This window comes from Crossiella sp. CA198, assembly GCF_052078295.1.
GTDB lineage: Bacteria > Actinomycetota > Actinomycetes > Mycobacteriales > Pseudonocardiaceae > Crossiella.
This window is the reverse complement of the sequence record NZ_JBQJIM010000003.1, coordinates 1-24,129: the sequence shown is the minus strand read 5'-3', so window position 1 is coordinate 24,129 and position 24,129 is coordinate 1. Positions and strand designations below refer to the sequence as shown.

At 70.4% G+C, this 24,129-nt stretch carries 25 protein-coding genes and 1 pseudogene; 11 read left to right on the top strand and 15 right to left on the bottom strand.

What is annotated here, in order from left to right:
* Position 1 precedes the first annotated feature (1 nt).
* The 4 genes and pseudogenes from ACTOWY_RS05025 to ACTOWY_RS05010 form a co-directional block, all read right to left on the bottom strand.
* Complete coding sequence (locus tag ACTOWY_RS05025) at positions 2–346, bottom strand: type II toxin-antitoxin system PemK/MazF family toxin (protein WP_441308420.1); 345 nt, start codon at positions 344–346, stop codon at positions 2–4.
* Positions 340–603 (bottom strand): CopG family transcriptional regulator, encoded by a 264-nt coding sequence (locus ACTOWY_RS05020; RefSeq protein WP_441308419.1) that lies wholly within the window; start codon positions 601–603, stop codon positions 340–342. The genes ACTOWY_RS05025 and ACTOWY_RS05020 overlap by 7 nt, the downstream gene beginning before the upstream one ends.
* Before the next feature lie 75 nt (positions 604–678).
* Complete coding sequence (locus tag ACTOWY_RS05015) at positions 679–1,071, bottom strand: carbohydrate-binding protein (RefSeq protein ID WP_441308824.1); 393 nt, start codon at positions 1,069–1,071, stop codon at positions 679–681.
* 24 nt (positions 1,072–1,095) lie between these two features.
* Positions 1,096–2,958, bottom strand: a pseudogene (locus ACTOWY_RS05010) (glycoside hydrolase family 3 protein); the annotation flags it as partial.
* Between the two features lie 403 nt (positions 2,959–3,361).
* Here ACTOWY_RS05010 and ACTOWY_RS05005 point away from each other — a divergent pair.
* Positions 3,362–4,939 (top strand): S8 family peptidase, encoded by a 1,578-nt coding sequence (locus tag ACTOWY_RS05005; protein ID WP_441308418.1) that lies wholly within the window; start codon positions 3,362–3,364, stop codon positions 4,937–4,939.
* Positions 4,940–5,016: 77 nt separating this feature from the next.
* Entirely contained in the window at positions 5,017–5,946 is a 930-nt protein-coding gene (locus ACTOWY_RS05000) for an AEC family transporter (protein WP_441308417.1), read from the top strand.
* Here the strand turns inward: ACTOWY_RS05000 and ACTOWY_RS04995 are convergent.
* Together ACTOWY_RS04995 and ACTOWY_RS04990 are read right to left on the bottom strand one after the other, a co-directional pair.
* Positions 5,943–6,182 carry a carbonic anhydrase family protein gene (locus ACTOWY_RS04995; RefSeq protein WP_441308823.1) on the bottom strand — a complete coding sequence of 80 codons (240 nt, stop codon included), beginning with the start codon at positions 6,180–6,182 and terminating at the stop codon, positions 5,943–5,945. The two genes, ACTOWY_RS05000 and ACTOWY_RS04995, sit on opposite strands and share 4 nt — an antisense overlap.
* 400 nt (positions 6,183–6,582) lie before the next feature.
* Positions 6,583–7,173, bottom strand: coding sequence for a dihydrofolate reductase family protein (locus ACTOWY_RS04990; protein WP_441308416.1), 591 nt, complete (start codon positions 7,171–7,173; stop codon positions 6,583–6,585).
* A 71-nt stretch (positions 7,174–7,244) separates the two neighbouring features.
* Between ACTOWY_RS04990 and ACTOWY_RS04985 the strand changes: the two genes are divergently transcribed.
* Positions 7,245–8,042 carry an MBL fold metallo-hydrolase gene (locus ACTOWY_RS04985; protein ID WP_441308415.1) on the top strand — a complete coding sequence of 266 codons (798 nt, stop codon included), beginning with the start codon at positions 7,245–7,247 and terminating at the stop codon, positions 8,040–8,042.
* Positions 8,043–8,166: 124 nt separating this feature from the next.
* On the opposite strand, the gene ACTOWY_RS04980 is transcribed toward ACTOWY_RS04985, so the two are convergent.
* On the bottom strand, positions 8,167–9,816 hold the full coding sequence (locus ACTOWY_RS04980; RefSeq protein WP_441308414.1) for a bifunctional 3'-5' exonuclease/DNA polymerase: 1,650 nt from the start codon (positions 9,814–9,816) through the stop codon (positions 8,167–8,169).
* A 100-nt stretch (positions 9,817–9,916) separates the two neighbouring features.
* Between ACTOWY_RS04980 and ACTOWY_RS04975 the strand changes: the two genes are divergently transcribed.
* Positions 9,917–10,081, top strand: coding sequence for a hypothetical protein (locus ACTOWY_RS04975; RefSeq protein WP_441308413.1), 165 nt, complete (start codon positions 9,917–9,919; stop codon positions 10,079–10,081).
* A 27-nt stretch (positions 10,082–10,108) separates the two neighbouring features.
* On the opposite strand, the gene ACTOWY_RS04970 is transcribed toward ACTOWY_RS04975, so the two are convergent.
* The 5 genes from ACTOWY_RS04970 to ACTOWY_RS04950 all read right to left on the bottom strand — a co-directional run bounded on the left by ACTOWY_RS04970 (position 10,109) and on the right by ACTOWY_RS04950 (position 14,795).
* Complete coding sequence (locus ACTOWY_RS04970; RefSeq protein WP_441308412.1) at positions 10,109–10,732, bottom strand: response regulator; 624 nt, start codon at positions 10,730–10,732, stop codon at positions 10,109–10,111.
* Positions 10,729–12,018 carry a sensor histidine kinase gene (locus ACTOWY_RS04965; RefSeq protein ID WP_441308411.1) on the bottom strand — a complete coding sequence of 430 codons (1,290 nt, stop codon included), beginning with the start codon at positions 12,016–12,018 and terminating at the stop codon, positions 10,729–10,731. Before ACTOWY_RS04965 ends, ACTOWY_RS04970 begins: the two co-directional genes overlap by 4 nt.
* Positions 12,009–12,734, bottom strand: coding sequence for an ABC transporter permease (locus ACTOWY_RS04960; RefSeq protein ID WP_441308410.1), 726 nt, complete (start codon positions 12,732–12,734; stop codon positions 12,009–12,011). The genes ACTOWY_RS04965 and ACTOWY_RS04960 overlap by 10 nt, the downstream gene beginning before the upstream one ends.
* A 27-nt stretch (positions 12,735–12,761) precedes the next feature.
* Positions 12,762–13,664 carry an ABC transporter ATP-binding protein gene (locus ACTOWY_RS04955; RefSeq protein WP_441308409.1) on the bottom strand — a complete coding sequence of 301 codons (903 nt, stop codon included), beginning with the start codon at positions 13,662–13,664 and terminating at the stop codon, positions 12,762–12,764.
* A gap of 120 nt (positions 13,665–13,784) precedes the next feature.
* Positions 13,785–14,795, bottom strand: a complete 1,011-nt coding sequence (locus ACTOWY_RS04950) for an LCP family protein (RefSeq protein WP_441308408.1) — start codon at positions 14,793–14,795, stop codon at positions 13,785–13,787.
* 126 nt (positions 14,796–14,921) lie between these two features.
* Here ACTOWY_RS04950 and ACTOWY_RS04945 point away from each other — a divergent pair, with 126 nt between their 5' ends.
* Positions 14,922–15,446 (top strand): hypothetical protein, encoded by a 525-nt coding sequence (locus ACTOWY_RS04945; protein ID WP_441308407.1) that lies wholly within the window; start codon positions 14,922–14,924, stop codon positions 15,444–15,446.
* Between the two features lie 61 nt (positions 15,447–15,507).
* On the opposite strand, the gene ACTOWY_RS04940 is transcribed toward ACTOWY_RS04945, so the two are convergent.
* Positions 15,508–15,921, bottom strand: coding sequence for a VOC family protein (locus tag ACTOWY_RS04940; protein WP_441308406.1), 414 nt, complete (start codon positions 15,919–15,921; stop codon positions 15,508–15,510).
* An 81-nt stretch (positions 15,922–16,002) separates the two neighbouring features.
* On the opposite strand from ACTOWY_RS04940, the gene ACTOWY_RS04935 reads away from it, so the two are divergent.
* From ACTOWY_RS04935 to ACTOWY_RS04915, 5 genes are all read left to right on the top strand, one after another.
* The gene (locus tag ACTOWY_RS04935) at positions 16,003–16,659 is read left to right on the top strand and encodes a GntR family transcriptional regulator (RefSeq protein WP_441308405.1); all 657 of its coding nucleotides are present in this window, start codon (positions 16,003–16,005) and stop codon (positions 16,657–16,659) included.
* Positions 16,660–16,778: 119 nt separating this feature from the next.
* Positions 16,779–17,021 carry a hypothetical protein gene (locus ACTOWY_RS04930; RefSeq protein WP_441308404.1) on the top strand — a complete coding sequence of 81 codons (243 nt, stop codon included), beginning with the start codon at positions 16,779–16,781 and terminating at the stop codon, positions 17,019–17,021.
* A gap of 10 nt (positions 17,022–17,031) precedes the next feature.
* The gene (locus ACTOWY_RS04925) at positions 17,032–17,433 is read left to right on the top strand and encodes a hypothetical protein (protein ID WP_441308403.1); all 402 of its coding nucleotides are present in this window, start codon (positions 17,032–17,034) and stop codon (positions 17,431–17,433) included.
* Positions 17,434–17,528: 95 nt separating this feature from the next.
* On the top strand, positions 17,529–18,206 hold the full coding sequence (locus ACTOWY_RS04920; protein ID WP_441308402.1) for a DsbA family protein: 678 nt from the start codon (positions 17,529–17,531) through the stop codon (positions 18,204–18,206).
* Positions 18,203–18,808: a vitamin K epoxide reductase family protein gene (locus ACTOWY_RS04915; protein WP_441308401.1), complete on the top strand. Its 606-nt coding sequence runs from the start codon at positions 18,203–18,205 to the stop codon at positions 18,806–18,808. Before ACTOWY_RS04920 ends, ACTOWY_RS04915 begins: the two co-directional genes overlap by 4 nt.
* A 571-nt stretch (positions 18,809–19,379) precedes the next feature.
* On the opposite strand, the gene ACTOWY_RS04910 is transcribed toward ACTOWY_RS04915, so the two are convergent.
* A complete protein-coding gene (locus ACTOWY_RS04910) occupies positions 19,380–20,909 on the bottom strand; it encodes a hypothetical protein (RefSeq protein ID WP_441308400.1) in 1,530 nt (509 codons plus the stop codon).
* 30 nt (positions 20,910–20,939) lie between these two features.
* On the bottom strand, positions 20,940–22,313 hold the full coding sequence (locus ACTOWY_RS04905; protein WP_441308399.1) for an LVIVD repeat-containing protein: 1,374 nt from the start codon (positions 22,311–22,313) through the stop codon (positions 20,940–20,942).
* Between the two features lie 95 nt (positions 22,314–22,408).
* On the opposite strand from ACTOWY_RS04905, the gene ACTOWY_RS04900 reads away from it, so the two are divergent.
* Entirely contained in the window at positions 22,409–23,890 is a 1,482-nt protein-coding gene (locus tag ACTOWY_RS04900; protein WP_441308398.1) for a peptide ABC transporter substrate-binding protein, read from the top strand.
* Positions 23,891–24,129 lie beyond the last annotated feature (239 nt).

The window sequence follows — 24,129 nt, the reverse complement described above, 5'->3', positions numbered from 1 at the left end:
TTCAGACGCCGAGCACCCGGCGCAGACCGGCGTCGACATCACGCATCAGCCCGCTCGGCACCTGACCGACCCCGTCGTCCAGGTCGGTCTTGTTCAGCGTGACCAGCGCGGTCACGTTGACCACGGAGTCCTTGGGCAGCCCGGAGGCGGCCGCGGGCAGGAACACGTTGCCCGGAGCCGCGGCCAGTTTCGTGTTCGAGCTGACCACCGCGACGAGCACGGTGGCCAGTCTGCTCGCGTTGTAGGGGTCGGACTGCACCACGAGCACCGGGCGGCGCTTGGCGGGCCGGGAGCCCTCGGCCTCGCCCAGGTCGGCCCAGTGCACGGCGCCGCGTTCGATCACCACTCGTCGTCCGTCCCGGCCAGGTGGCGGCGACCGGCGGCGACCGCGGCCCCGGTGGCCTCGTCCTCTCCTTGGATCAACCGCAGTGAGCCGTTGATCTGATTGGTCAGTGATTCGTTGTCGAGTTGATCCAGATAAAGCCGCGCGGCTCGCGTGAAGAACTCCGACCGGGTCACGCCCAGCCGGTCCGCGTAGACCTCTACCTGGAGAAACGTCTCCCTTGGCACGGAGATCGCAGTTTTAGTGCTTAACTTCGTCATGGCACGAGTATAACCCAGTTATACCGCCGACGGCACCCCCGCCCGGATGCGGCGAGGGTGCCGTCGATCAGCGTGTCAGCGGGCGAACTGGAACCAGTTCACGTTCACGAAGTTCGCCCCGCCACCCCCGGCGGCCACCAGGTACAGCCGCTGCACCCCGGTGGGAGTGCCGCTGACGGTGGCCACCCGGCTCTGCCAGGTCTGCCAGCCGCCCGTGCTCGACCCGGACACCGTGGCGACCAGGGGACCACCCGGCGAGCCGAGCCGGTACTCCAGCGTGCCGGTGCCGGTCGCGCCGGAGGCCACCCGGGTGGTCACCGTGCGCGGGGCGGTGGCGCCGAAGTCGACGTCGGCGTAGGCCAGGTAGTCGCCTGCGGCCAGCCAGCCCACGTTCTGCCCGCAGCCGGAGTCGGTGCAGCGCTGCACATCGGTGCCGCGCTGCTCGTCGTAGTAGGCGGCGCCGACGATGCCGTAGGGGCTCTGGGTGGCCGGGAACCGTTCGCCGAAGCCGTAGCCGAACAGCGGGGTCTTGCCGTCGCCGACGTTGACCGGCTGCTGGGCGGCACTGGCCATCCAGCTCACCGGCAGGGTCGCGGTCGGCTTGTGGTCGCCGAAGAGCACGTCGGCCACGCCGTTGCCCTCGGTGCCGGGCAGCCAGGCGGCCACCAGCGCGGTCCAGTCCGGCAGCTGCGGGGCGATGTCCAGCGGGCGGCCGGAGACCAGCACGGTGACCACCGGGATGCCCGCCGCCTTCAGCCGGTTCAGCGTGGCCAGATCCTCCGCGTCCAGGCCCATGCCGCCGGGGCGGTCGCCGTTGAACTCCGCGTACGGGGTCTCGCCGACCACCGCGATGGCGGCCTGGTAGCTGCCGTCCACGCCGTTGCCGCCGCGGTCGTAGGTCACCGTGGTCTGCGGGGACACCGCGGCCCGGATCCCTTGCAGCACAGTGGTTCCCGGCGTGATGTCACCGCTGCTGCCCTGCCAGCCGATCGACCAGCCGCCGCTCTGGTTGCCGATGTCGTTGGCGTTCTTGCCCGCCACGAAGACCTTGCTGGCGGTCTTGGGCAGCGGCAGCACGCCGTTGGCGTTCTTCAGCAGCACCTGGGACTTGCGCACCGCCTCCCTGGCCAGCGCGCGGTGCGCCGGGCTGCCCACGGTGCCGGTGAAGGAGCGGTCGGTGAGCGGCTTCTCGAACAGGCCCAGCTCGAACTTCTTGGTCAGGATGCGCCGGTTGGCGTCGTCGATCCGGGACATCGGCACCCGGCCCGCTTGCACCTCCGCGCGCAGCAGGTCGATGAACTTCCGCCACTCCGCGGGCACCATCACCATGTCGATGCCCGCGTTGATCGACTGCCGCACCTCGGCCGCGGTGAAACCGGGCTGGCCGTCGATCTGGTCGATGGCGTTGTAGTCGGAGACCACCAGGCCGGAAAAGCCCAGCTCGTTCTTGAGCAGGTCGGTGATCAGGTACTTGTGGCCGTGCAGCTTGGCGCCGTTCCAGCTGCTGTAGGTGATCATCACCGAGCCGACCTTGCGTGCGATGGCCTCGCGGAAGGGCGGCAGGTGCACCGAGCGCAGTTCGGCCTCGGAGATCTGGGTGTCGCCCTGGTCCTTGCCGCCGGTGGTGCCGCCGTCGCCGATCCAGTGCTTGGCGGTGGCCAGCACCGCGCCGGGCTGGTTCAGCGCGCTGCCCTGCAGGCCGGTGATCAGCGAGGTCATCGAGGTGGCGATCTCGGGGTGCTCGCCGAAGGACTCGTAGGTGCGGCCCCAGCGGTCGTTGCGGGCCACGCACAGGCAGGGCGCGAAGTCCCAGTCGATGCCGGTGCCCGAGACCTCCTTGGCGGTGGCCTCGCCGATCCGGCGCACCAGCTCGGGATCGCGGGTCGCGCCCAGGCCGATGTTGTGCGGGAAGAGGGTCGCGCCGCGCACGTTGTTGTGCCCGTGCACCGCGTCCACCCCGTAGATCAGCGGGATGTTCAGCGGGCTGGCCAGCGCGGACCGCTGGTAGTTGTCGTACATGTCGGCCCAGGCGGTGGCCGTGTTCGGGCTGGGCGCGGAACCGCCGCCGGAGAGCAGCGAGCCAAGCCGGTAGCTGGTCACGTCGGCCGCGCTGACCGAGGCGCGTTCGCCCTGGGTCATCTGGCCGATCTTCTCATTTAGCGACATCCGGGGGAGCAGGTCGTTGACCCTGGCAGGCACCGTCTGGGCCGGATCCTTGTAGATCGGGTCGGCCGCGGCGGCGGGACCAGCGGTGACCAGGGTCGATGCCAGCAGGGCGAGGGTGAGCGCGCCGGTGGTCAGTCTCGCGACCGACCGGCGTCCGTGAGCGCTCTCACGACGATGTGAAAGAGGCATGGCGGGGCCTTTCGGGAATTCGTTGCGACTCACAACAAGGCGGCGCCCTGACCGTATCCGGTCAACCCCCGTTAGGTCTAGACCAATCAGGCCCCTACTTTCGGGCTGAACCGAGCAGTCTAGAAAATGTCCCTGTTCGGCTTATCGACCCGATGTAGAAATAGAGCTACGCTTTTCTTCCATTTCCTTCGAGAGCGTTTCAGCGACAACCGCGAACGGCGAACTCTCTTTTCTAGCGTACCCCCGCACGCATGTCCACGGCTGTACGTGAGTGCAAACTGTGAATAGAGTCCGCCCTTACGTTCGCGCGAGCGTGCCTCACTTCCGTTCTGCACTAGAGCCAACCCTGCCCGGTGGCGCCAACAGGTGCCCTCCGGCAGCTCTGCGGGAGAGGAATTATTCGATGAGTGGAACACGGGACTGGCGGGGCAAGGCCGCGGCGGTAACGCTGCTGGCCGCTGCCACCACCGCCATGGCGGCCCTGCCCGCCTTCGCCGCGCCGGAGGCGGCCATCCGCAACGCGGGTGGTGAGGGCGCTGTGCCCAACAGCTTCATCGTCGTGCTGAAGGACAGCGCCGAGGTCAGGGCAACCTCGGTCGCCGCGGTCGCGAGTGACCTCGCGAGCACCTATGGCGCAACGGTCGGACGAACCTATGACACCGCCCTCCGTGGTTTCTCGGTGACCGCCGGGGAATCGCAGGCGCGGCGTCTGGCGGCCGACCCTAACGTCGCATTTGTGGAACCGAACCGCACGGTGCGTATTTCCGGGACCCAGCCGAATCCGCCATCCTGGGGACTCGACCGAATCGACCAGCGGGCCCTTCCGCTGAATCAGTCGTATACGTATCCGGTCGACGGCACCGGGGTGACCTCCTACGTCATCGACACCGGTATCCGGGTGACGCACCAGGACTTCGGCGGCCGGGCGGTCTCCGGTTACGACTTCATCGACAACGACACCAACGCCGATGACTGCCAGGGGCACGGCACGCACGTCGCGGGCACCGTGGGTGGCACCGCGCACGGCGTGGCCAAGGGTGCCAAGCTGGTCGCGGTCCGCGTGCTGAACTGCCAGGGTTCGGGCACGTACGAGCAGGTCATCGCCGGTATCAACTGGGTGGCCAACAACGCGGTCAAGCCGGCCTCGGCGAACATGAGCCTGGGTGGCGGGGCCAGTGACGCGGTGGACGCCGCGGTTCGCGGCGGTATCGCCAAGGGCGTGACCTTCGCGCTCGCGGCGGGCAACGGCGACCCCTTCGGCCGCCCGCTGGACGCCTGCACGGTGTCCCCGGCGCGTACCCAGGAGGCCATCACCGTCGGCGCCACCGACATCAGCGACAACAAGGCGACCTTCTCCAACTTCGGCACCTGCGTCGACATCTTCGCGCCCGGGGTGAACATCACCTCGGCGTGGAAGGACAACGACACCATCACCCGCACCATCAGCGGCACCTCGATGGCGGCCCCGCACGTCGCGGGCGCGGCGGCGCTGATCCTGCAGGCCAACCCGGCCTACACCCCGCAGCAGGTGCGCGACGCCATGGTCAACGCGGCCACCCCGGACAAGGTGGTCAACCCGGGCACCGGCTCGCCGAACAAGCTGCTGTTCGTCGGTGAGGGCGGCACCGTGCCGCCGCCCACCTGCACCGTCACCAACGACACCGACATCCCGGTGCCGGACCTCGCCACCGTGGAGAGCCCGGTGACCGTGGCCAACTGCGCGGGCAACGCGGCCACCGTGACCGTGGACGTCAACATCAAGCACACCTGGCGCGGTGACCTGGTGATCGACCTGCTGGCTCCGGACGGCACCCCGTACCGGCTGAAGAACTCCAGCGGTTCGGACAGCGCGGACGACGTGGTGGGCTCCTTCACCGCGAACGCCGCGGGCAAGGCCAAGAACGGCGTGTGGAAGCTGCGGGTGCAGGACGTGGCCCGTGCCGACACCGGCACCATCCTGACCTGGACCGTCAAGCTCTGACGAACCTCTGGTGTGGCGGCGTGTTGGGTGAATCTCAACCGCCGCCACACCGGCGTCAGCCGGGTTAGCTTCACCGGGTGCCCACCGTTGTCGCCGGTTTCGTGCCGATCTGGGCGCTGACCGGGGTGGGTTACCTGGTGCGCCGGACGAACCTGTTCGGCCTGGCCGCCGAACGCGCGCTGACCAGGGTGGTTTTCTACCTGGCGATGCCCGCGGTGCTGTTCACCACGCTGAGCCGGGTCTCGCTCGACGGCCTGGCCAGCACCTCGATCCTGGCCTTCGCGGTGAGCACGGTGCTGGTCGGCGCGATCGGCCTGGCCGCCAGCCGCTGGCTGTTCCACCGCAGACTGGCCGATCAGGCCATCGGCGGCATGTCCTCGGCCTATGTGAACGCGGCCAACCTGGGCATCCCGGTGGCGATCACCGTGCTCGGCGACCCGAGTTTCGTGGTGGCCGCGCTGATGTTCCAGCTCCTTCTCGTCATGCCCACGGTGCTGACCCTGATCGACACCGACCTCAACACCGGCGCCACCGGCCGCTTCCGCCGGGTCCTGCTGCTCCCGGTCCGCAACCCGGTGATCCTGGGCGCCGCGGGCGGCCTGGCCATGGCCGCCCTGGGCTGGCAGATCCCACCGCTGCTCGCCCAGCCCCTTGACCTGCTGGGCGCGGCGGGCGTTCCGCTGGCACTGCTGGTGCTGGGCATGTCCCTGTTCGGCCGCGGCCAGTCAGCGAACCTGCCCCGCCGGAGCGAGGTCCTGCTGGTGGTGCTGCTCAAGATCGTGCTGCAACCCCTGGTGTGCTTCCTGGTCGGCCACTTCGCCTTCGGCCTCACCGGCCCGCCGCTGCTGGCCGCGGTGCTCTTCGCCGCGCTGCCCACCGCGCAGAACGCCTTCGTCTTCGCCAGCCAGTACGAACTCCGCGCGGGCGCGCTGGCCCGGGACGCGATCCTGCTGACCACCCTGCTGTCGATGGCCAGCCTGACCCTGGTCGCCTACCTGCTGTCCTAACCGCACTCCCCGGACCACAGCACGAACCGCCGATGCCGTGGCTGCTGCGCCCGCGCGCTGTCCGCGTGCGCCCGGATGAACCCGCGCAACCGGTCATCGCCCACCACCACCGGCTCCGGGTACACCACCCAGCTCACCGTCTCGTCGTACTCCGGCGTGGTCAACGACCCCTCGTACCGGTAGAAATCGCGTCCCGTGGGCAACAACGCCGCCAGGTCGAAGGCGAACGGCGGCACCTCCACCGGCACCCCCCGGCTCCTCCGCGCCCAGGTCCAGGAAGATCGCCACCGCGCACACCCGGAGATCCTGCTCGGCCCGCACGTGCACCGCGTGCAGCTCGGCGATGTGCGGCCCGAACGGCACCCCGTCCAGCCAGTGCTCGACCGGCCGGTGGAAATGCACGTTCACCATCCGGAACGCCCGCCCGTCCAGCACCACGGTGTTGTCCACCATGGGCGCGAACCGGTACCCGTGCTCCTGCTTGCTGACCGAGAAACTCTGCTCGCCCTCAGCCCACTCCACCCGGAACCGGTCCCGCAGCCCCGGCGCGGACAGCGCGCCCCCCAGGCTGATCGGCGACTGCTGATCTCCCATAAGGCCACGCTACCGACGCCCGCACCCGCCCCGCCCGCACAATCACCCGGTCGGGACCGGCACCCGATAGGTCACATGGGTCACCGCCGCACTGCTCTCCACCAGCACCGGCTCCAGCTCCATCCGCGGCCCCTGGTCGAACAGCGAGGTCCCCGCCCCCAGCAACACCGGCGCCACGTGCAACCGCAACTCCTCGACCAGTCCCGCGTGCATGGCCGCCCGGATCACCTGCGCCCCACCGGCCACCACCACATCCCGCCCGCCGGCCGCGGCCCGCGCCCGATCCACCGCCCGCCGCACCCCGTCGGTCACGAACGTGAACCGGGTGACCCCCTGGAGGTGATCTCCCCGCTCCCGGTTGGTGAGCACAAAACAAGGTCGCTGCCACGCCCCGTCCCCACCCCACTTGCCGATCCCGACGTCGAAGAGCCGCCGCCCCATGACAAAGGCCCCGGTATTGGCGAACATCCGCCCGGCGACCTCCAGATCGGCGGCACTGGGTGGCGTGTCGCCGAACCCCAGCCAGTGGTGCAACCGCAGCCCGTGCAACCCCATCGGCTGCGCCGCGCTCACCTCCGGCCCGGCGACAAACCCGTCCACCGACACGGTGATCTCCGCGATGACCCGTCCCACACCAACTCCCAGCCCCGCCGATTAGCGTGTCCGGTATGCCGGGCAGACCCGGCGCACTGGGAGGAAACCCTATGGCCAGCCACACCCGCCCCATCTGCCGGACCTGCGGCACCCAATACGCGGCGCCCCGCCCGGACTGTCCCATCTGCACCGACGAGCGCCAGTACGTCCCCGCCGCCGGCCAGCAATGGACCGACTTCGACGAGCTACGCGCCGACCCGGACCTGTCCGCCCGCATCGAGCCGGAGGGCCCCGGCCTCACCGGCATCGGCACCAACCCACGCTTCGCCATCGGCCAGCGAGCCCTGCTGGTGAACACCCCCAACGGCAACATCCTGTGGGACTGCACCGCCTACCTGACCGAGGACATCATCACCGAGGTCAACAACCAGGGCGGCCTGCACGCCATCGCGATCAGCCACCCGCACTACTACACCACCATGGTCGAGTGGTCGCACACCTTCAACGCCCCCATCCACCTGCATGAGAACGACGCCCAGTGGATCGGCCGCCCAGACCCGGACATCCAGCTCTGGTCCGGCACCCACAAAACCCTCCTGGACGAGGTCACCCTGATCAACCTGGGCGTGCACTTCGCGGGCGGCACCGTCCTGCACTGGCGCCACACCCTGCTGACCGGCGACATCGTCCAGGTGATCCCGGACCGCTCCCACGTCGCCTTCATGTACAGCTACCCCAACCTGATCCCCGAACGCCCAGCGGTAGTCCAACGAGCAGCGGAACTCCTCAAACCCTTGGACTTCACCACGATCTACGGCGCCTGGTGGGACTCCAAGATCGAAACCAACGCCCACGAGATCGTCCAACGCTCAGCGGCCCGCTACCTCGCCTACACCCGAGAGAACTGACCGCGATCGCGGAAACCGTGACCGGGCAAGGGCTCGGCCGTCGACTTGGCCCAAGTGGGACGCCCAGTTGGGCCAACTACGCGTACGACTTGGGCCAACTCGGCGCCGGGCCGTCCGCGAGTCCCTACTTGGCATCCCCGTAACACTCGACAACCGCCGCGCTCAACGGAAACCGCACCGGCGTGTCCCCGAACAACAACCGGGTAGCCCGCTCCGCGCACTCCCGCACCACCGCCACCACATCCTCCGCCTCCTCCCGCGGACAATGCACGATCACCTCGTCATGCTGGAAGAACACCAGCTCCGCGGACCCCCGCAACCCGGTCCGCAAACAGGCCAGCAAAGCAAGAGCCCACTCCGAAGCCGTTGCCTGCACCACGAAATTCCGGGTGAACCGCCCCCGCGCCCGAGCCTGCCGCGCCTGGCTGGTCTCAGTCTCGGCATCCTCCACGATCCCCTGCCACTCCGCCCCCGGCGGCGGACAGGTCCGCCCCAGATGCGACCGGACCAGCCCACCCAGCTCCCCGGTCCTGGCCGCCCGCTCCACGTACTCGATCGCCGCCGGATACCGCTTCCGCAAGGCAGCCAGCAACTCCCCGGCCCCACCCGAGGTCTGCCCGTACATCACCCCCAGCATCCCGATCTTCGCCCGATCGCGATCCCCGCCAAAAGCCTCCGCAGCCAGCGCGGTGTACAAGTCCCCACTGGCCCCCGCCGCCGCCAGCCGCTGATCCCCGGCCAGCGCCGCCAAAACCCGCGGCTCCAGCTGACTCGCGTCCGCCACCACCAGCGCCCACCCCGGATCAGCCACCACCGCCCGCCGCACCGTCTTCGGGATCTGCAACGCACCCCCGCCCCGCGTCGCCCACCGCCCGGACACCACACCCCCGGCGACCCACTCCGCCCGGAACCGCCCACCCCGCACCCAGGCCGACAACCAGGACCACCCGTGCGCGGTGTAGATCCGGTAAAGCTCCTTGTACTCCAACAACAACGGCACCCCCGGGTGATCAACCCCCTTGATCACCCACGACCGCGTGGACGGCAACGAGAACCCGGCCTTCGCGAACGCCCGGAGCACCTCCGCAGGCGAATCCGGGTGGAACCGCCGCCCGCCGAACGCCTCGATGATCTGCTCGGTCAACTCCACCAGCCGGGGCGGCGTGGCCCCCAGCGGTGGCCGCGGCCCCAGCAACTCGGTCAGCAGCGCGTCATGGATGTCCGCCCGCCACGGCACCCCCACATGCCCCAGCTCCGCCGCCGCCAGCCCACCCGCCGACTCCGCCGCCACCAGCAAGCGGAACCGCCCGGGATGCGGCAGCTCCGCGATCCGCGCCTGCTGGTCCCGGTGCACCGCGATCACCGCGTCGAGTGGATCCAGATCCACCAGGTCGTTGCGCGCCGTCTCGAACAGCACCGGGTGCTCATCCCGCGGACGCACCGGCGGATCAGGGAACACCGGCAACCCCGCCTGCCGGGCATAGGCCGCCGCCAGCCCACGCGGCTCACCCCACCGCCCCGCGTACCCGGACAACAGCGATTCGGTCAGTTCCAGGTCATGGCACCGCTCCAGCCGCACCCCGGCCCGCAGCAGCCGCGGGTACAGCTCGGCGCTGCCTGCGAGCACCCAGCGCGGGTGGTGGGCCTGTTCCAGCGCCGCCATGGTGCCCGCAAGGGCAGTGGTGGACGTGACCTCGCTCACGGGCTGCCCGTCCTCGGTCAGCTCGCGCAGCCTCGCCTCCCCATTGGGGCTGGTCACCACCGCGATACGCATCACGAGCGATTCTGCGCCAAGGCACCGACAATCCTGTGTGGACGAGCCCATGGGTAGCGTGTCGGGCGCACCCATGCGAGGGAGTTACTGAGGAGGGAACATGAGTGCGAACGAACGACCTGTGATTGATCTGTCCCGGGATCCGAACCCGGGCAAGCCGGATCACGCGCTGCCGGAGGGGGCGCCGCGGCATCCGCTGATCGACCTGTCCCGCGACCCGAATCCGGGTGTCGCGGACCACGCCCGGCCGGATGACGAGGACTGATCCGGAGCTGGCTCGCGTCGGCGGGGCCTACAACAGGCCCCGCCGGTACGCCTGTCCGACCGCCGCCGCGCGGTCCCGCACGTCCAGTTTCGCGTAGATGTGCAGCAGGTGCGTTTTGATGCTGGCCTCGCTGATGAACAGCTTGCGCGCCGCCTCCCGGTTGGTGGCCCCGCCCGCGACCAGCGTCAGCACCTCCAGCTCGCGTGTGCTCAGCGCCCCGCGCGCGGGCTTGCGCACCTGCCCGATCAACCGCCCGGCCACCGTGGGCGCCAGCACCGACTCACCGCGACTGGCCGCGCGCACCGCCTTGAGCAGCTCCGCCGGCGGCGCGTCCTTGAGCAGGTAGCCGGTGGCCCCGGCCTCGATCGCGGGCAGCACATCGGAATCGGTGTCGAAGGTGGTCAGCACCAGCACCCGCAGCTCAGGGTGCCGCTCGCGCAGCAGCCGGATCGCCCGCACCCCGTCCAGCTCCGGCATCCGCAGGTCCATCAGCACCACGTCGGCGGGCACCCGGGCGGCCAGTTCGACCGCCTCCAGGCCGTTGGCGGCCTCGCCGACCACCTCGATGTCCGGTTCCGCGCCGAAGGCCACGGCCAGCCCGTTCCGCACGATCGGGTGGTCGTCCACGATCAGCAACCTGATTCGGCTCATGCCTCGCCTTCCCTGGCGTCGAACGGGATCGCCGGCACCGCGGCGGCCACGGCGGTGCCCTGCCCCGGACCGCTCTCGATCTCCAGCGTGCCGCCCACCCCGCGCACCCGCTGCCGCATCACGCCGAGGCCGTAACCCTCGACCCCGGGTGCGCGGCCGGTGGGCGGCTGGATGCCCACCCCGTCGTCGACCACGTCCAGCAGCACCACATCGTCCTCATAGGACAGTGTCACGCCGACCCTGGTCGCCTTGGCGTGCTTGGCCACATTGGTCAGTGCCTCCTGCGCCACCCGGAACAGCACCACCTCCACCCCGGTGGCCAGCCGGTCCGGGTCCCCGGTGACCGCCAGTTCCGGGGTGATCCCGTTGGCCTCGGCCCACTTCGCGGTCAGCTCGGCCAGCGCCTCCGGCAGCGGCGAGTCGGTCAGCGCCTCCGGCCGCAGCGCCCGCACCGACCGCCGTGCCTCGGCCAGGCTGTCCGCGGCCAGCGTCCGCACCCGGTCCAGGTGCTCCCGGCGCGCCACCTCGCCCGGCACCCGGTCGGCCGCGTTGAGCTGGGTGATGATCCCGGTCAGCCCCTGCGCCAGGGTGTCGTGGATCTCCCGCGCCATCCGCTGCCGTTCCTCCCGCACCCCGGCCTCACGGGCCTGGGTCAGCAGCTGCGCGTGCAGCCCCGCGTTCTCCGCCATGGTCTCCCGCAGCGCGGCGTTGGCCGCGGTCAGCTCGGTCACCATGGCCCGCCGCCGCTCGCTCTCCCTGCCGATCACCCAGCCGCCGAAGGCCAGCGGCAGCAACAGGCCCAGCAGCGCCGAGTACGGCTGGACGTGCTCGGTCAGCCAGTCGGTCTGCGCGGCCAGGTTCACCACCGCGGTCACCCCGACCCCGACCATCGCCTCGCGCGCCGGGAACAACAGGAAGGCGAACGGGTACCCCACCGAGGCGAACGCGGCGAACTGCGGGTGCACCGCCAGCAGGCCGCCGCCGATGGCCACCATCACCGCGTAGTAGCCGATCGCCAGCCGCCGCCGCCTGCCGGTGAGCCGCTCGGCCGGGATCCAGAACCGGCCGTCCCGCCGGTTCTCCGCGACCAGGTCCGGCAGCCAGGGCAGCCACAGCACGGCCAGCCCCAGCAGCACCAGCAGCACGGTCAGCTCGGTCCCGGAAGGCCAGCCGCCGGTGACCCACACCAGGAAGCTGGACAGCGCGAGCGCGCCGTACACCCAGACCAGGTGCACCCACCGGCCCGGCGCGTCCGGCCGCCCGTGCAGCTCCTGGATCACTCCCACCGGAACGTCCGCGCGGCCACGGCGCCGAAGACCACGATCAGGCCGGCCATCGCCACCAGCGGCAGCGTCTCCGGCCACTGCCCGGCCCAGCTGGCCCGCATGGCCTGCATGGACGCCCCGATCGGCAGGTAGGAGCCAATGGCGATCATGAACTTCGGCGAGACCTCGGCAGGCATGAACACCCCGCCGAAGACAATGGACAGGAAGAACACCCCGGCCCCGATCCCACTGGCCACCCTCCCGCTGGGCGCCACCGCGGCCACGCACAGCCCGACCGCGAACAGCGCCCCGGTGCCCAGCAGGAAGGCCAGCGCGAAGCCCAGCGGCTCCTTGGGCAGCGGGAAACCGAGGACGAGCGAGCCGACCACGAGCACCATGGCCAGCGCGGCCAGCGCCATCAGCAGGCTGACCGCGAGCTGCGCGCCCAGCAGCTTGCTCGGGTGCACCGGGGTGGAGGCCATACGACGGAGTATGCCGTTCTCCCGGCAGTTCGCCAGCGCGCTGGGCAGCACGGTCAGCGCCAGCTGGGCCACGCCGAGGGACAGCGCCATGGCAGGGAAGTAGGTGACGATCGGGTTGGTGTTGGTCCGCGGGTTGGCCGTCAGGCCGAACATGGTGACCAGGACCAGCGGCAGCATCAGCACCAGCAGCCAGGCGGCGGGCTCCCGCAACAGCAACTTGAGTTCGACGACGAAGAGCTTGCGCAACACATGCATGTCAATGTCCTTTGTGGAGTGTCTGGGTCAGCGTTCGGTGCCCGTGAGGGCGACGAAAGCGTCGTCCAGCCCGGTCTGATCCAGGCGCAGGTCCTCGGCCACGATCCCGGCCCTGGCCAGCGTCGCGGTCACCGTGTGCAGCAGATTCCCGGTGCCGCGCACCGTGATCACCGCTCCGCTCCGGTCCACTCCGGACACATCCGGCAGCGATTCCAGGAACCCCGGTGGCAGCGGGATCGAGGGCCGGAACCGGATCCGCACCTCCGCGCGCACGCTGGCCACCAGTCCGCCCGGGGTGTCCAGCGCGACCACCCGGCCCTGGTCGATCACCGCGATCCGGTCGCAGAGTCGTTCCGCCTCGGCCATGAAGTGGGTGACCAGCAGCACGGTGACACCGTTGTCCCGCACCCGTTCCACCAGTTCCCAGGTGTCCCGGCGGGCCTGTGGGTCCAGGCCGGTGGTCAGCTCGTCCAGCACCGCGATCTTCGGGTTGCCGATGAGGGCCAGCGCGATCAGCAGTCGCTGTTTCTGCCCGCCGGAGAGCTTGCGGAAGGCGGTGTTCCGCTTCTCCCGCAGCCCCCATTCCTCGATCAGCCGCTCAGGGCTGGCCGGGTCAGGGTAGAAGGCGGCGTAGAGGTCCAGGGCCTCCCAGACGGTGATCTTGTCCGGCAACCGGCCCTGCTGGAGCTGCACCCCCAGGGCAGCCCGCAGTTCCAGACTGGCGTGCGCCGGGTCCTCGCCGAGCACCCGGACCGTGCCGCCGTCGCGGGCCCGCAGGCCGGTGACGCATTCGACCGTGGTGGTCTTGCCCGCGCCGTTGGGGCCCAGGATCCCGAAGATCTCACCGCGTTCCACGGTGAAGGACACATCGGCCACCGCGGTGTGCTCGCGGTAGCGCTTGTGCAGGTTGGCCACTTCGATAACCGGCATCGCCGCCCGCCTCTCGCTCGTTCCGTTGCCGGAACACAGCTTGCGGCGGACGGCGATGGTCGCGGATCGTCCAGGTGGCAGGTGGAGTGGTTGATGACGGCATCAGCCGATCGGTTGATGTCAGCCCGCGGTGATCAGGTCCTGGGGCAGTGGGGTGTCGTTCTTCAGCGCGTCGAAGAACCGCTTGGACCTGGCCGGATCCCATTGCACCACCGAGCCGACGCCTGCCACGCTGCGGCTGGCGCCCAGCGGCACGGTGGTGGTCACCAGGCCGCCGTCGGCCGCCCCGCGCATCGCCCAGGCCAGCCCGGTCAGGTTGTGCAGGTGGTCGCCCTCGTTGACGGTCAGCGTCTCGACGGTGTTGTTGGCCAACGGGATCGCCCGGAACGGGTTGATGATCGTGGTGAACCCGGTCGCCTTGTCCACCAGTGCCGACAGGAACTGCCGCTGCCGCGCGATCCGGTCCAGGTCGGCCCTGGGGGTGGCCCTGGTGCGCACGTAACCCAGCGCCTGCGCGCCGTCCAGCTCCTGGCAGCCTGCCTGCAGGTCGAGTCCGGCCTTGGGGTCCTTCATCGGCTTGTCGATGCACATGTCCACCCCGCCGACCGCGTCGACGATGTGCACGAATCCGCCGAAGCCGATCTCGGCGTAGTGGTCGATGTGGATCCCGGTGTTGGTCTCCACCGTGCGCACCAGCAGTTCCGCCCCGCCCAGGGCGAAGGCGGCGTTGAGCTTCTGCTTCTTCTTGCCTGGAATGTCCACAAAGGAGTCTCGTGGCAAGGAGACCAAAGTGGACGGTCCGGAGCCGTCGGGGATGTGCAGCAGCATCATGGTGTCGGTCCGCTTGCCCGCGGCGCCACCGGTGGCCAGCTCCTCGCGGTCCTCCTCGCTCAGCCCCTCTCGGCTGTCCGAGCCGACCACCAGCCAGTTGGTGCCTGGGGTGTCCGCGGGCCTGCCGGGGTAGTCCTTGAGCGCGTTGATCCGGTTCAGCTTGGAGTCGAGGTAGAACCAGAAGGCCACCACCCCGATCAGCAGGACCAGCAGCACGATGAGCACGATTCGGCCCCAGCGCCGTTTGCGACGCGGTTTCGCCTGCACCGGAGCGGCCTCCCGGTAGTAATGACCAGACACGACGTCACCATACGCATTTCCGGCGGTCAGTGACCCGGCGGCACCGGTGTTTCACCGTGTGTGCCCACCGGGTACCCGGGGAGCAGACCAACACGCGCTGGTCCAGACGTCGAGGATGTGAGTCAGGTGGACGAGAACCTCAACGGGTATGTCGCGTTCCTGGTGCTCGGGGTGATCCTGGTGCTCATCGACGGCCAGCTCATCCTGCGCAGCGGCAAGGCCTACCTCCAGCAGGGCTACCGGGACCAGGAGGCGGCCGCGTCCATGGCCCGGCTGGTCGCGGTGCTGTTCCATCTGATCGTGCTCGGCCTGTTCATGATCATCTCAACGATGGAGGTCCGGGTCGGTGGCACGGTGCAGACCGTGATCACCAAGCTGGGCATCGTGCTGCTGCTGCTCGGCCTGATGCACGCGGTGACCATGGCCATCCTGAACCGGATCCGGGCCCGCCAGCGCGAGCAGCTGATGGCCGATGAGATGAACGAGCGGATCGAGGAGCGGCACGCCCAGCAGATCCAGCAGAACTCCGGCCAGACCTATCCGCCGGTGCCCGCCCAGGGGCAGGCCACCGTCACCCCGGGCACCAGCCCCTCGCCAGGACCGGTGGTGAGCCCGGCGATCGAGGACCAGCCCGGCGTGGCGCGACGCTGACCGTCGTGCCGTCGGCGCACGGCGCCACGCCACCGTTCGCGGTCTGACCCTCCCCTCCGGGTCAGGCCGCGAACACCTGGTCGTCATCGGCGAAAGCCTTGAACTCCAGGGCGTTCCCGGCCGGATCGCGCAGGAACATGGTCCACTGCTCGCCCTTCTCCCCGGCGAAGCGCAGGTAGGGCTCGATCACGAACACGGTGCCGGCCGCGCGCAGCCGCTCGGCCAGCTCGTCGAACTGCACGGTGCCCAGCAGCAGCCCGAAGTGCGGCACCGGCACGTCGTGCCCGTCCACCGGGTTGTGCGCGTCCGGATTGCGCGGCGCGAGGTGGGTGACCAGCTGGTGGCCGTAGAAGTTCCAGTCGGTCCAGCTGTCCGCGGACCGTCCCCGCGGGCACCCCAGCACCTCGCCGTAGAACCGCCGCGCGGCGCCGAGGTCGTCGACCGGGATCGCCAGGTGGAAACGAGGCACGGACATGCGCACTCCTCAAACAGGGTCACTCAGGACGGCAGAATGTTAACATTCAGACAATCTGCTGACCTGCTCCTGGAGGCCAAGGTGACCGACACCACGCCGCTGCGTCCCGCCGACCGCCGCGGCCTGGCCGACGAGGTCGCCGACCGGATCCGCGCCGCGATCTTCGACGGCGCCTTCCCGCCCGGCGCGCCGCTGCGCGAGGTGGACCTGGCCGCCCGCCTGGAGGTCAGCCGCGGCCCGATCCGGGAGGCCCTGGCCAAACTGGAACGCGAGGGCCTGGTCCGCACCCAGTGGCACCGCGGCGCCACCGTCACCACGCTGTCCGCCGAGGACGCCGAGGAGCTGTACACCCTGCGCGAGGCCCTGGAGCGCCTGGCCGTGGCCCGCTTCCACACCCACGCCACCCCGGCCGACCTGGCGACCCTGGAGGAGATCGTGGACCGGATGCACACCGCCGCCACCGAGCACGACCTGCTGCGCCTGGACCTGGAGTTCCACGACGCGGTCTACGCCGCCACCCGCCACGACCGGCTGAACCAGGCCTGGTCGGCCATCCGCGCCCAGATCATCCTGTTTCTGCTCAGCCGGATCGCGATCAGCACCGACTACCGCAGCCAGGTCCCCGGCGAGCACCGGTCCCTGGTGGCGGCGTTGCGGGCGGGGGATCCCCGGCACAGCACGGAGTTGTTCGTGGCGCACCTGCGGCTGGCCTACGACCGGCTGGCCGGCACATTCTGAGGCAACCTCCGACCCCGTCCGGCATCTATAAGGAAGGAACATCGCCAATCGAGGGGAGAACGACGTTGGCGGTTCAGCGGAGTAATCCGGGGTGCTGGGGTCTGTTCACGGTGGGCGCGGTGGGGCTGCTGGCGATCCCGCTGGGAATCGGGGCCGCGGTCGGCGCCGAGCCGAGAACCGTTGCCGGGCAGCTGATCGCGGCCCCGGCAGCCAAGCCGGAGCCGGAGGTGGGGGTGTTCCGCCTCCGCGGGTTGTTCGAGGTCAGCCAGTTCTCGGCACGGCCGCGGTCCGCCGGGACGGTGTCGGAGGCGCTCGCCATCTGTACCCGCGGAGCGGAGCGGACGCCCTGCTCGTTCCAGTAGCCTGAACGGCGTGTTCGGCGGACGGCGGGGGATCTTCACGCGAGCGGGTCTCGCGCGGGCTCTCGCCGTCCTCGGCCTGCTGGTGGGCCTGGTCCTGACCCAGGAGGCCGCGCACGCCGACGATCCGGGCACACCCGGCTGCCATTCGCTGTACTCGGTCGCGCTGCTGGTCGCCGACCACTGCGTGCCCGGCCAGCCGGGGCAGGCCGCGCCGCCACACGGTCCGGACCAGCCCGCCGACCTGCTCGGCGCCTGCCTGGCGTTGCTGGTGGCTGTGTTGCTCGTGCTGGCCGCCCTGCCCGGCCCACGGACGTTGACGACCGTGCTCGCCCGGCTCACCGCACCGCGACCACCCACCGGGCGTAGTCGTCCAGCACCCAGCCTCGCCCAGCTCTGCGTGCTGCGCACGTAGGCCGATCCGCCAGCCCCGCCACGAGGTCCCGCTGACCTCGTGTGCCCGCGCGCGTTCGCGCCTGCCCGCATCCACCCAGAGTTCAGGGGATACCCATGTCCGCCAATGCCAGGATCTCGCTCGTCGTCATCGCGGTGGTCGCCGCGGTGGTCACCGCCCTGTTCGTGTTCAACCAGCCCAACACCCCGGCGCCCGCCGCGCAACCCGGTCCGCCGGGGGCGCCGTCCACCGCGCCGGCCGAGGTGCTCGTCCGGCCGGACAGCCACAAGCTCTCCACCGCGCCTGACGGCAAGGTCACCGTGGTGGAGTTCCTCGACCTGGAGTGCGAGGCCTGCCGTGCGGCCTACCCCGGCGTGGAGAAGCTGCGCGCGGAGTACGCGGGCAAGGTCAGCTTCGTGCTGCGCTACTTCCCGATCCCCAGTCACCGCAACGCCGAACTCGCCGCCCGCGCGGTGGAGGCGGCGAGCAGGCAGGGCAAACTGGAGCCGATGTACCAGGGGCTCTACCAGACCCAGCAGCAGTGGGGTGAACAGCGGACCGAGCAGCGTCCGGCCTTTCTCGACCTCGCCCGCCGGATCGGCCTGGACCTGCCCGCCTTCGAGCGCGACCTGGACGACCCGGCCACCCTGGCCCGGGTGCTGGCCGACCGCGCCGACGGCGTCACCCTCGGCGTGCAGGGCACCCCGACCTTCTTCGTCAACGGCGCCAAGTTCACCGGCCGCCCCAGCTACGAGGGCCTGAAGTCCGCCATCGACGCGGCACTGGCGAAGTGAGCACCGATGTGGCGGAGCGGGCCCCGTTCCCGCTCCGCCTGCTGCCCTGGCTGCTGACCGCGGGCGGCCTGCTCGGCCTGGCCGCGGCCTTCACGCTGACCGTGGAGAAGATCGTGCTGCTGCGCGATCCGGACTACCTGCCCAGTTGCAGCATCGACCCGATCCTCAGCTGCGGTTCGGTGATGCGCACCGCCCAGGCCGAGGTCTTCGGCTTCCCCAACCCGGTGCTCGGCGTGGCCGGGTTCGCCGCGATCACCACCATCGGCGCGGCACTGCTGGCCGGCGCCCGGTTCCGGCGCTGGTTCTGGCTGGGCGTGCAGGCCGGGGTCACCTTCGGCGTGGTCTTCGTACACTGGCTGATTTTCCAGAGCCTGTACCGGATCGGCGCGTTGTGCCCGTACTGCCTGGTGGTGTGGGCGGTGACGATCCCGATCTTCCTCTACGTCACGCTGCACAACCTGCACCACGGCCACCTGCCGTGCCCGGCCGGACCGCGGCGGACCCTGCTCACCTTCCACACCGTGGTGCTCACCGGCTGGTTCACCCTGATCCTGGCCGGGGTGCTGCAGGCGTTCTGGACCTACTGGAGCACCGTGTTCTAGGCCCACCCCCGTCGAGTTGGCCGTTGTCGTACGCCCAGTTGGCCGTTGTCGTACGCCACGTTGGCCGTTATGGACACCGAGTTGGCCGTTGTTGTACGTCGCGTTGGCCGTTGTGGGATCTCTTCAGATCAAAACCCGAAGATCAAAAAGGGATGGCCTCGCCGGCCGGGCAGACCACCGGAGGGGTGGGGCAGATCAACACCCGGGATGAGCGGGTTGCGGGGCGGGGTTTGGGCTGCCGACTTAAGACCCAGCGTGGCTCCGAGGGCTCGCGTGTTCTCCGTACGGCCTTCCGCCAGCCAACCACACCCCGATGAGCGGCCCCCGTCGCGTTGGGTTGGCCGGGCTGCGGTTTGTGTTGCAGGGGCCGCTCATCGGGGTGTGGTCTGCATGCTCCAGGCCGTACGGAGAACACGCGAGGGCCCTCGTCGTGGGGGTTTCACCCCTCCGCCCCGGCCTGCCGCGTCCCACAACGGCCAACGTGGCGTACGAGTTGGGCCAACTCGCCGTCCATAACGGCCAACTCGGCGTACGACAACGGCCAACACGCTGGTGGGTGGGTTGCGGACTCCTAGGCCCGCATGATGATCACGTCGCCGTGTCCGCCGTAGCCCAACACCGGTTCGGCGTACTGGGTGCCGTCGAAGGTGATCAGCAGCCAGTTCTTGCCCACCGGCACGATCTGCGGGTGCGGGATGTTGGTCTTGTACGGCGCGTCCAGGGTGCCCAGGAACTTCACGTCCAGGTCGTAGACCCGGTACTGCCGCCCGATCCCGTCGCTGGCCAGCAGGTACCACTGCCCGCCGACGCGCTGCAGGATGGTGCCCTCGCACTCCCGCACGGTGGCGTCGCGGCCGCGCAGGGTGAGGCGTTCGTGGTAGTCCGCGCCGCGCGGGGCCACGGCCAGGGCCGGGTGGAAGTTGAACGGGGTCTGGCTGGGGCTTTCCACGAAGCCGACGTGCCAGCGGCCGTCGATCTTGGTGATGGACGGGTCCCAGGAGCTGACATCGGTGGGCACGGTGAGCCGCTTGGTGGGCAGCACGTGCACCCCGGCGAGCACGTTCGCCCTGGTCCGCAGGTGCCGGATGTGCACGCCGCGGAAGGCGAAATCGCCCCAGGAACTCATCGCCACGATGAACTCCTCGCCGTCCAGCACGATCTGCCCGGCGTGGTCGCCGACGATCACGCCGTCCTCGCGGCTGAAGTACAGCTGCGCGACCTGGTTGATCCTGCTCGGGTCCTTCAGGTCCAGGGTCCACACACCCCAGTGCGCCTGCTGGAAGAAGCCCAGCCCAGCGCAAGTGGCGGTCAGGTACAGCTTGCCGCCCCGCACCAGGGGTTTCCCGTCCGGGGTCTGCACCGCGTGCAGGTCCCGCAGCCCGGCCTGTCCGAAGTACCCGGCCTGCACCCGGCCCAGCACCACCGGGCCGTCCCCGCCCGCGCCATAGGCGTAGGAGAAGGTGCCCAGGGTGGCCGGGCGGCGCAGGTCCAGCTTCGCGGACACGCCGTCGCGCTCGCTGACCAGGGGCGCCCAGCCGGTGCCGGTGCCGGTGCTGTCGTGCAGCGCGGTGACCGCGTTCTCGTTGACCACGAAGGCGAACCGGAACGGCGCCCGCAACTTCGCCGCCGCCGATTTCACCACGGTGGTGACGCCGTTGACGGTGACCTCGATGCTGGCGGTGCCGGTCGCCGCGTCGTAGCGGGCGAGCACCCGGTTGGCCGAGTTGGCGGCCAGCCCGGCCACCACCGAGGCGCCGGGGGCCAGTTCGGTGACCTCCACCAGCACCGAGGCGAACGGCGCGCGCGGGCTGATCCCGGTGCGCACCAGGAAGTCCCCGCTGGTCCTGGGCAGTGGCGGCGCGGCCGTGTCGTACTGCTCGAACCCTGGCGCCAGCAGCGCGAACGGCCGGAACTGCTCGGCGATCCGGAACCGCAGGTCCATCGGGGTGATCCCGGCCGCCTCGGCCAGCGCGGTCTCCGCCGGGGTGGCCTCGGCGGCCGCCGCGGTGCCGGTGCCCACGATGGCGGCCGCGCCCAGCGCGCCCAGCCCGGTGAGCAGGTGCCTGCGGTCGATACCGCGTGGCGACTCGGGAATCGTCATTGTCTCCCCCAGGTTCTGTGGCCGGCGGAACTACTTCGTGAGCTTGAGGATGTCGATGCCGCGCTTGTTGTCCGCCACGTAGGTCAGGCCGCGGTGCCACGCAGGTTCCCACGACGCGGCGTCCACCGGCCGGAAGTAACCGACCTGTGTCGGGTTGGTCGGATCGCTGACGTCGATGAACCGGGTGCCCTGGGCGTAGAAGGACTGCACCAGGATGTTGCCGCGGATGTCGAAGTAGTGCGCCGAGCAGTCCCCGCTGTCCGGGTTGCTGCCCTCCTGACCGGCCACGCTCCAGGTGCCCACGGTGTTGAGCCGGAACGGCTTCTCCTTGCTGGAGCGCCAGCCCTGGCCGCCGTAGGAGCCCTTGAGCGAGGAGATCACCAGCACGCCGTCGGCGGCGCAGCCGGGGTTGAACGCCTCCTCGGTGGCGAAGAGCAGGTCGCCGCCGCCCCAGTGCCACGGGTTCGCGCCGTCCCCGGCCCGCCAGCCGACCTGGCGGTAGCTGTTGTGCATGAACTTGGAGGCCGCGGCCAGCTCGTCGATGCCGCCGCCCGCGTAGGGGATCGGGTCCCACGGGGTGGCCTTGCGGATCCGGTTGGCCACCGGGTCCCAGTGCCAGCCGCCGGTCCGGTACCCGCGCACGCCGCCCCGGCCCGCGGCCCAGGCGATGCCGGTGGCGTCGACCTGGACGTCGTGCACGTAGTCGGTCTTGCCGTCGTTGCGGCCGGTGTCGATGGGCTTGCTGAAGACCTTGGGGTTGCGCGGATCCCGGATGTCGGTCACCCACACCGGGCGGCCACCCCAGTCGGCAGGCATGTCCGCGGCCTTGGCCGGGCCGCCGGTCCACAGGTAGCGGCAGTCCTCGATGCAGCTCGTGGTGTGCCCGGCCGGCAACTCGACGAAGCTGAGCACGGTGAGCTTGGCCGGGTCCTTGGCGTCGACGATGTACACGCCGGACTTGCCGGTCTGCACGTTGCCGCCGAAGGCCCTGGGATCCCTGGCCAGGAAGACCAGCTTGCGTTTGGGGTCGACCTCGGTGTCCTCGGTCTCCCACAGGCCGGGCATGGACAGCTCGCCGATCTGCACCGGCTTGGCCGGGTCCTTGCTGATGTCGTAGGACTTCAGCCCGAACTGCCCGGAGACCAGCAGCACGTCCTGCCTGCCGTACTGCAGGAAGTCCAGCGCGATCGCGCCCTGCGCGCCCGGCACCGAGCCGACCAGTTCGACGTTCTTGACCGCGCCGGTGTCCTTGCCGCTCTTGCCGTGCCCGTGTCCAGCGGCAGCGGCGGGCGCCTGGAACTCCGGTTGTTCCTCGTCACAGGCCCACGCGGGCAGCGCGGTGGCGGCCAGCGCCAGCGCGGTGATCATCGCCACCATCCCGGACCGTTTTCCTACCCGAGCCATCACGCCCTCCCGATCGTTCGGCCAGGAACAACCTAGGCTGGGATGCCGTGGGGGACAAGGCATCGACCGCTCGTCCCCAGAAGGAGGAAGCCCGGATGCGCCGCCGCGACACCCTGCTGATGGCCCTGGCGGTCAGCGGCCTGACCGCCTGCACCACCCCGGAGGCCCCGGCGCCCGCCCAGCCCGGCACCTTCACCGTGGCGGTCGCCGAACCCGCCGCGCTGCTGCCAGGACAGGCCCTCGACCAGCCAGGCAAGCTGCTGGCCGGCGCGCTGTGGACGCCGCTGATGACCCTGGACAACCCGGGTGCGGCCCCGGTCCCGGCGGCCGCGGAGAAGGTCGAGAGTCCCGACCAACGACGCTGGACGATCCGCCTCCGGCCGGGCTGGCGCTTCCACGACAACACCCCGGTCACCGCTCGCTCCTACGCCCAGACCTGGGCGATGGCCAGACAACAGCGCTGGGCCGCCACCGGGCTGCTGGACCAGCTCCAGGTCCAGGAGGTGGCCACCCCGGACGACCTGACCGTCGAGGTCACCCTGGCCGCCGCCCAGCGGCACTTCCCGGTCGCGCTCACCAGCACCCTGCTCGCCCCGCTGTCCGAACAGGCCCTGACCCGCCGGGACTGGACCACCCTGATCGGCAACGGCCCCTACCGCGCCGAAGGCCAGTGGTCCCAGGGCATCCGGCTGACCGCCAACCCGGCCTACGCGGGCGCCACCAGGGCCAGGTCCGAGGCGATCAAGGTCGTGGTGGCCACCGCCGAAGCCCAGTACGCCCAGCTCGTCGCGGGCGGGATCGACCTGGCCACCGAGATCCCCGCCGCCGAACACGGCAAGCTGACCAGCCAGTTCGCCAACCGGAGCACCACCTGGCCGCAACCGGAGGCCACCTACCTGGCCTTCCCGGCCCGCCCCGAGTACGCCGACCCGGCCCGCAGGCACGCCCTGTCCATGGCCATCGACCGCGAGGCCCTGGCCACCGGCCCCCTCTCCCACCGGGTCACCCCGGCCACCGCGCTGCTGCCCGCGGCACTGGGCGCCGAGCGCAAGGACTCCGCCTGCCGCCCCTGCGTGCACGACGTCCAGGCCGCCGCCCTGCTGGCCCGCCAGAGCGAACTGCCCAAGAACCTCACCGTGTACTTCAACCAGGACACCTATCAGCGCACCTGGATCGAGCCCCTGGCCGCCCAGCTCCGCCTGTCCCTCAACGCCGAGGCCATCAGCACCAAGGGCCTGCCCGCCGCCGAGTACGCCGACCGGCTCGAACACCACCGCTTCGACGGCCCCTACCTGCTCACCGCCCGCGCCACCTACCCGCACCCGACCGCCCTGCTGTCCAGGCTGGCCGCCCAGGTGGGCTTCACCCACCCGAACTTCGCCGAACTGCTCGCGGCCGCGGACACCTCGGAGGCGGCCGACCGGGACCTGCGGCTGGCGGAGAACATCGCGCTGCGCGAACTGCCACTGGCCCCACTGTGGTCACCGCACGGCCACCTGTACTGGTCTCCCCGGCTGGCCGAGGTGACCCCGGACCCGGTCACCGGCCTCCGCCTGGCGGGCATCCGCGCGGGCTGAGCAGCCCGCCCGTACCAGACTCGAAAATCGGTTGGTGAGTGGGCAGACGGCGATGCCCCGGCGGGCGGGTTGACCGGCGGGGTCAGTTGTCGGTGTTGACAGTTGTGGCGGCTGGCGGCTGGCGGCTGGTTGTGGTGTGGGTCAGGCCGCGGTGTGGTCGGGACGGGGCTGGAGGGTGACCCTGTGGCCGGTCAAACGTTCGAGCTGGCGGGTGAGGTCGCGTTCGCGGCGTTGCCGGT